The sequence below is a fragment of the Streptomyces sp. NPDC060198 genome (assembly GCF_042728415.1).
GTDB lineage: Bacteria > Actinomycetota > Actinomycetes > Streptomycetales > Streptomycetaceae > Streptomyces.
Genome location: NZ_JBHWZJ010000363.1, coordinates 1 through 7,050 on the forward strand (window position 1 = coordinate 1; position 7,050 = coordinate 7,050).

7 protein-coding genes are annotated in these 7,050 nt (G+C 73.1%); 6 read left to right on the forward strand and 1 reads right to left on the reverse strand.

Annotated features, from left to right (window positions below; translation table 11 throughout):
* Positions 1 to 13: 13 nt before the first annotated feature.
* Positions 14 to 442 (reverse strand): metallopeptidase family protein, encoded by a 429-nt coding sequence (locus ACFWEP_RS29230; protein WP_387374458.1) that lies wholly within the window; start codon positions 440 to 442, stop codon positions 14 to 16.
* 355 nt (positions 443 to 797) lie between these two features.
* Here ACFWEP_RS29230 and ACFWEP_RS29235 point away from each other — a divergent pair, with 355 nt between their 5' ends.
* From ACFWEP_RS29235 to ACFWEP_RS29260, 6 genes are all read left to right on the forward strand, one after another.
* Positions 798 to 1,175, forward strand: coding sequence for a DUF3499 domain-containing protein (locus ACFWEP_RS29235; protein WP_328721366.1), 378 nt, complete (start codon positions 798 to 800; stop codon positions 1,173 to 1,175).
* A gap of 103 nt (positions 1,176 to 1,278) precedes the next feature.
* Complete coding sequence (locus ACFWEP_RS29240; RefSeq protein ID WP_387374460.1) at positions 1,279 to 2,643, forward strand: phosphomannomutase/phosphoglucomutase; 1,365 nt, start codon at positions 1,279 to 1,281, stop codon at positions 2,641 to 2,643.
* A 303-nt stretch (positions 2,644 to 2,946) separates the two neighbouring features.
* On the forward strand, positions 2,947 to 3,129 hold the full coding sequence (locus tag ACFWEP_RS29245) for a Trm112 family protein (RefSeq protein ID WP_275493923.1): 183 nt from the start codon (positions 2,947 to 2,949) through the stop codon (positions 3,127 to 3,129).
* Positions 3,130 to 3,240: 111 nt separating this feature from the next.
* The gene (locus ACFWEP_RS29250; RefSeq protein ID WP_387374462.1) at positions 3,241 to 4,392 is read left to right on the forward strand and encodes an SIS domain-containing protein; all 1,152 of its coding nucleotides are present in this window, start codon (positions 3,241 to 3,243) and stop codon (positions 4,390 to 4,392) included.
* 227 nt (positions 4,393 to 4,619) lie between these two features.
* The gene (gene manA / locus ACFWEP_RS29255) at positions 4,620 to 5,783 is read left to right on the forward strand and encodes a mannose-6-phosphate isomerase, class I (protein WP_387374463.1); all 1,164 of its coding nucleotides are present in this window, start codon (positions 4,620 to 4,622) and stop codon (positions 5,781 to 5,783) included.
* A gap of 146 nt (positions 5,784 to 5,929) precedes the next feature.
* On the forward strand, positions 5,930 to 6,973 hold the full coding sequence (locus ACFWEP_RS29260) for a cation diffusion facilitator family transporter (protein ID WP_387374465.1): 1,044 nt from the start codon (positions 5,930 to 5,932) through the stop codon (positions 6,971 to 6,973).
* Positions 6,974 to 7,050: the final 77 nt, after the last annotated feature.

Here is a 7,050-nt window from a genome sequence, read left to right on the forward strand (position 1 = left end):
GTGCCGCCCCGTTTCAGTCCTGCCCGTACCGGGGGTCGACGGACTCGGGGGAGAGCCCCAGCAGCTCCGCGACCTGCTCCACCACGACCTCGTGCACCAGCAGCGCCCGCTCGTCCCGGCTCTTCGACCGGATTTCGACGGGACGCCGGTAGACGACGATCTGCGCGGGCTGCCCCTTCGCCGCCGAGACCGCGCGCCCCAGGGGCACCGTGTCCTCGAACGTCACCGGCGCGTCCTGCACCACGAAGTCCACCTCGGCGAGCTGCGGCCAGCGCCTTTCCAGGCGCTCCACCGAGTCCTGCACGAGATCGCTGAAGGTCTCCGCCCGGCTCACCGACAGCGGTACCTGCGGCGGGGCCAACGGCCCGCGCATGCCGCGGCCGTGGCGGTCGCGGTGCCGGGGCCGGGGGTCGGGCGGGGGCGAAGGTACGGGACTGTCCATCACCGACGCAGCGTAACCCTCTCGGCGCGGGTGGTCCGACGCCCGGGCACGGGGTGCGGCCGCCGCGTCGGCACCTCCCGCGGAAGGGATCTCAACCTCGATTTTCCAGCCAAGTTGAGCCACTTTTCGGCCCTGCTCGTGATCACCGAATCCTCACTCCCCGCCCTCCCCGTCACCACGGGGTGCCCACGGGCGCACACAAGTGGAACCTCTGTGACCAGCCGCTCTCCGGCCGGCGGGGGACGGGCGCGGCCGACGGAAAGGCCCCCGTCGCCGGGAACGAGGGACGACACGGCGGCCCGACCCGGGGGAGGGTCGTCGCAGCCCGCTCAAGAGTGCGGTACCGTCCAACGTCGTGAGCCCTGTACGTCGCTGTTCGCGCACTGCGTGCGGCCGTCCTGCCGTCGCGACACTGACGTACGTCTATGCCGACTCGACTGCGGTCCTCGGCCCGCTCGCCACCTACGCCGAGCCCCACTGTTACGACCTCTGTGCCGAACACAGTGAGCGGCTCACCGCGCCCCGGGGCTGGGAGGTGGTCCGGCTCACCGACTCCTCCGCCCCCACCCACCACAGCGCCGACGATCTCGAAGCGCTGGCCAACGCCGTCCGCGAGGCCGCCCGCCCGCGCGACCGGGGCCAGGACGGAACCGGCCGTGGGCCGCGTACCGCCGACCCCGTCGAGGTCGCGCGCCGGGGCCACCTGCGGGTCCTGCGTTCCCCCGACTCCTGACGGCGGCCCGTCCGCCGTCCCGCACCGCTGGTGGGCGGCCCGTAGCGGCGTACCAGGGGCCGGGTAGTTTGGGCGCTCAGCCCAGACCCCAGGAGGACCGGCCGTGGTTGCTGATCTGTCGCAGCTCGTGAAGGCGTACGACGTGCGCGGCGTCGTACCCGACCAGTGGGACGAATCGCTCGCCGAACTCTTCGGCGCGGCGTTCGTCCAGGTCACCGACGCGGACGCGATCGTCATCGGTCACGACATGCGCCCGTCCTCCCCCGGCCTCGCAGGCGCCTTCGCCCGGGGCGCCCGGGCCCGCGGCGCCGACGTCACCCTGATCGGCCTCTGCTCCACCGACCAGCTGTACTACGCCTCCGGAACCCTCGGCGTGCCCGGCGCGATGTTCACCGCCTCGCACAACCCGGCCCAGTACAACGGCATCAAGCTCTGCCGGGCGGGGGCCGCCCCGGTCGGCCAGGACACCGGCCTCGCCGACATCCGCGCGCTCGTGGAACGGTGGTCCGAGCACGGAGCTCCCGCCCCGGCCGCCGCCGAGGGAACGTTCACCGAACGCGACACCCTCGACGACTACGCCGCCCACCTCCTCGGTCTCGTGGACCTGACCGCGATCCGGCCGCTCAAGGTCGTGGTGGACGCGGGCAACGGCATGGGCGGCCACACCGTACCCACGGTCTTCCAGGGCCTGCCGCTCGACGTCGTACCGATGTACTTCGAACTCGACGGCACCTTCCCGAACCACGAGGCCAACCCCCTCGACCCGGCCAACATCGTGGACCTGCGGGCCCGCGTCCTCGCCGAGGGCGCTGACCTGGGCCTCGCCTTCGACGGCGACGCCGACCGCTGCTTCGTCGTCGACGAACGCGGCACGGGCGTCTCGCCGTCCGCCGTCACCGCCCTCGTCGCGGAGCGGGAACTCGCACGCAACGGCGGCAAGGGCACCGTCATCCACAACCTGATCACTTCGTGGTCCGTCCCCGAAGTGATCCGTGAGAACGGCGGAACCCCCGTCCGCACCCGCGTCGGGCACTCCTTCATCAAGGCCGAGATGGCCGAGCACGGCGCGATCTTCGGCGGCGAACACTCGGCGCACTACTACTTCCGGGACTTCTGGAACGCCGACACCGGCATGCTCGCCGCCCTCCACGTCCTCGCCGCCCTCGGCGGACAGCCGGGCACGCTCTCCGCGCTGCTCACCTCGTACGACCGCTACACCGGATCCGGCGAGATCAACTCCACCGTCGCCGACCAGTCGGACCGCCTCGCCGCGATCCGTGCCACGTACGGCGACCGCGAGGACGTGACCTTCGACGAGCTGGACGGTCTGACCGTCGCCTCCACGGACTGGTGGTTCAACGTCCGCGCCTCCAACACCGAACCGTTGCTGCGTCTGAACGTCGAAGCCCGCGACGAGGCCACCATGACGGCGGTACGGGACGAAGCACTGGCCCTCATCCGGGCGTAGGCGGCTGCCCCTTCGTCCGCGGCGGCCCGTCCGGCGCGGGCGTGTTCCCGCATCTTTCGCGTTCCCCTTCGGACGGGCCCGTCCGAAGGGGAAACGCGGTCCGTCCGTCCACCGGCCACCGCCCGTTCGTGCCCCGACCGGACCCCGTGCCGCCGCCGGGCGATGCCGCGACCGGCGCCGACGAGTCCACCCGGTCGTCGCGCGGCCTCCGGCGCCTTCCCGCCCGGCCCCCGCACCCCGGCGGTAGGCTGGCCTCGCCCCAACCGCGCGAAGCTCAACCGCATGTTCGAAGGGACCCGCCCCATGGCGATCGAAGCCGGCCTTCTGGAGATCCTCGCCTGCCCGGCGTGCCACTCCCCGCTCGACGACCGCACGGCGGACGACAGCCCGGAGCTGGTCTGCACCGGCGCCGACTGCGGTCTGGCCTACCCGGTCCGCGACGGCATCCCGGTGCTCCTCGTGGACGAGGCCCGCCGCCCCGCGTGACCGGACGCCGGGCACGTACGGCCGACGTCTCCGGACCATCCGGCGGCAACCGCCCGCGACCGCTCCCGGCAGCCGCACACTGATCCGCACGGTGACCGGAGGCCCACCGCCATGCTCGACGAGACGTTGCTCGACGCCCCGGACGCCCTGGCCAGGGCCGACCGCCGAGGGCTCCTGCGCGGGGCCGCCGAGGCCGGCGCCCGCGTCCGTACCGCAGCCCTGCACACGGCCGAGGCCGGCGTCGGAGGGCTGACCCCCGAAGGCAGGCCGCGCGCCGTCCTCGTCGCCGGACCCGGCACCGCCGCCGCGGGCGTCGCCGACATCATCGGCGCCCTCGCGGGAGCCGCCGCGCCGGTCACCCGGATCCGGCCCACCGGCGTCGCCCCGGCAGGCGGAGCGCTGCGCTGGACCCTGCCCGGCTGGGCGGGTTCGGTCGACCTGCTCCTCCTCGCCACCGCCGACGGCGCCGAACCCGGCCTCTCGCTCCTCGCCGAACAGGCCTACCGGCGCGGCTGCTCCGTCGTCGCCGTCGCCCCCACCCGCTCACCGCTGCGCGAAGCCGTCGAGAGGGCCCACGGGCTCCTCGTCCCCATGGCCGCCGCCCCGCACGGCGAGTACGACGCCGAGACCTCGGCCGCGGGCCCCGGCACCCTCTGGGCGCTGCTCACCCCGCTCCTCGCCCTGCTCGACCGGGTCGGACTGCTCTCGGCGTCCGAGGAGGACCTGCGCAAGGTCGCGGACCGGCTGGACCGCACCGCCGAACGGTGCGGACCCGCCATCGCCACCTACAGCAACCCGGCCAAGACCCTCGCCGCCGAGCTCGCCGACACGCTGCCGCTCGTCTGGACCGAGGGCGAGGCCGCGGGCCCGGTCGGCCGCCGGTTCGCCGCCGTCCTCGCCGAACTCGCCGGCCGCCCGGCGCTCACCGCGCCGCTCCCCGAAGCCCTGCCCTCGCACGGCGCCCTGCTCGCCGGGGACTTCGCGGCCGGAGCCGACCCCGAGGACTTCTTCCGCGACCGCGTCGACGAGGGGGAAGCGCTGCGCGCCCGTGTCGTCCTCCTCCGGGACCGGCCCACCGGCGGGCTCACCGCCGCCCCCGCCGCCCGCGAACTCGCTCTCGGCCACGACACCGCCATCAGCGAACTCGAACCCGACGAGGGCAGCGAACTCGAAGCGCTCGCCGAACTCCTCGCCGTCACCGACTTCGCCGCCGTCTACCTCTCGCTGGCCACCGAACCACCGGCCACCGAGAACACCGCCTGAGACGACCGGGCGAGACCTGTCGCGAGCGACGCCCCGCGCGGCCCGAACCCCACGGGCGGCGTGGGCCGGACGGATGCACCCCGCCCGCCACATCCGTCCTGCCGGCCGCACCCGCCTCAGCTGTCCTGCCCGCTTCACCCGCCTCAGCTGTCCTGCCAGCCTCACCCGCCGCACCCGCCTCACCCGTCCCGCCTGCCACACCTTCACGAAAGCCCGAGGACCACCCCATGGACCGGCTCTCCAACACCGTGCGCCCCTACGCCTGGGGCTCCACCACGGCCATCCCCGAGCTGCTCGGCACCCCGCCCACGGGGGAGCCGCAGGCCGAGATGTGGATGGGAGCCCACCCCGGAGCGCCGTCCCTGCTCACCCGCGACGGCGCCGAACTCCCTCTCGACCAGGTCATCGCCGCCGACCCCGCCCGCGAACTCGGCGCCGCGACCGTCGAGAAGTTCGGTCCCCGCCTCCCCTTCCTCCTCAAGCTCCTCGCCGCCGGAGCCCCGCTCTCCCTCCAGGTCCACCCCGACCTCGCGCAGGCCCGGATCGGTTTCGCCGACGAGGAGGCCCGCGCCATCCCGCTCGACGCCCCCCACCGCACGTACCGGGACGCCAACCACAAGCCCGAACTGATCTGCGCCCTCACCCCCTTCGAGGGCCTCTGCGGTTTCCGCCGGCCCGACGAGGCAGCCGCCTTGCTGGAGGCGCTCGGCGTCGACTCCCTCAAGCCGTACGCCGACCTGCTGCGCGCCCACCCGGAGGAGGCGGCCCTCCGTGAGGTGCTCACCGCGATCCTCACCGCCGACCCGGAGGAGATGGCCGCGACCGTCGGGGAGGCAGCAGCCGCCGCCGAACGCCTGGGCGGCCCGCACGCCCCGTACGCGGAGATCGCCCGTCACTACCCGGGCGACGCGGGGGTCATCGCCGCGATGCTCCTCAACCACGTGCGGCTGCAGCCCGGCGAGGCGCTCTACCTCGGCGCGGGCGTCCCGCACGCCTACCTCGACGGCCTCGGTGTCGAGATCATGGCCAACTCGGACAACGTCCTGCGCTGCGGACTCACCCCCAAGCACATCGACGTACCCGAACTCCTGCGCGTCGTGCGCTTCGAGGCCACCGAGCCGGGCGTACTGCGCCCCGAGGCCGCACCTTCCGGCGAGGAGCCGTACGAGACGCCGGTCGACGAGTTCCGGCTGTCCCGCTACGACCTCACGCCCGGCGCGGCCCCCGTCGATCTGACGGCCGCCACCCCGCAGATCCTGCTCTGCACCGCCGGCTCGCTGCGGACCGGTGACCTGGACCTCGTCCCGGGCGGCTCGGTCTTCGTTCCGGCAGGCGAAACGGTTGAAACGTCAGGTAACGGCACACTCTTCCGGGCGACAGTGGTGGCCTGACGCACCGCCCGTCCACGGTGCTGCAACAATGTGCGGCCGTACCGCGGCCATCCATGAGCGCGGCACCGATCCGCGTCCGCGGCACCGATCCGCGTTCGCGGCACCGATCCGCGTTTGCAGCACCGAGGAAGGGACACCAGGCACCCATGAGCGCGTCAGGCGGAACCAAGGCGATCGTGGCGGCACTCTCCGCCAACCTCGCCATCGCGGTGGCCAAATTCGTGGCGTTCCTCTTCAGTGGCTCCTCGTCGATGCTCGCCGAGAGCGTCCACTCGCTGGCCGACTCCGGGAACCAGGGGCTCCTGCTGCTCGGAGGGAAGAAGGCACAACGCCAGGCCACCCCCGAGCACCCCTTCGGCTACGGACGCGAGAGGTACATCTACGCCTTCCTCGTCTCCATCGTCCTGTTCTCGGTCGGTGGCATGTTCGCGGTCTACGAGGGCTACGAGAAGATCAGGCACCCGCACCCCATCGAGGCTTGGTACTGGCCGGTGGGCGTGCTGGTCTTCGCGATCATCGCTGAGGGATTCTCCTTCCGTACGGCGATCACCGAGTCCAACCAGACCCGCGGCACGATGAGCTGGACGGACTTCGTCCGCCGCGCCAAGGCCCCCGAGCTCCCCGTCGTACTGCTGGAGGACTTCGGCGCGCTCATCGGCCTGGTCCTCGCCCTCGGCGGTGTCGGCCTCGCGCTCGCCACCGGCGACGGCGTCTGGGACGGCATCGGCACCCTCTGCATCGGCGTCCTGCTCATCGTCATCGCGCTCGTGCTCGCCGCCGAGACGAAGTCCCTGCTCCTCGGCGAGTCGGCGGGACCCGAAGAGATCACGAAGATCAGGGCCGCCGTCGTCGACGGTGACACGGTGACCGGCATCATCCACATGCGCACGCTCCACCTCGGCCCCGAGGAACTGCTGGTCGCCGCCAAGATCGCCGTCCAGCACGACGACACCGCGACCGAGGTCGCCAACGCGATCAACGCCGCCGAGACCCGCATCCGCGCGGCGGTGCCGATCGCCCGCGTCATCTATCTGGAGCCCGACATCTACAGCGCCGACGCCGCGTCGACGGGTACCAACCCCGGCCGGTCCACCCTGGCCGAGGACGCCGAACAGCCCCCCGGCGGCTCCGCGGGGGCGGAAGGCCGGGCGGACTCCGAGGGCGAGAGCCCTTCCGGCCCGGGGCACTGAATCCAGCCGTTCATACGTCACCTGAGCGCACCGGCCTTCCCGTAGGCCGGTGCGCTCGACTCTGCGCGGTGTAGATT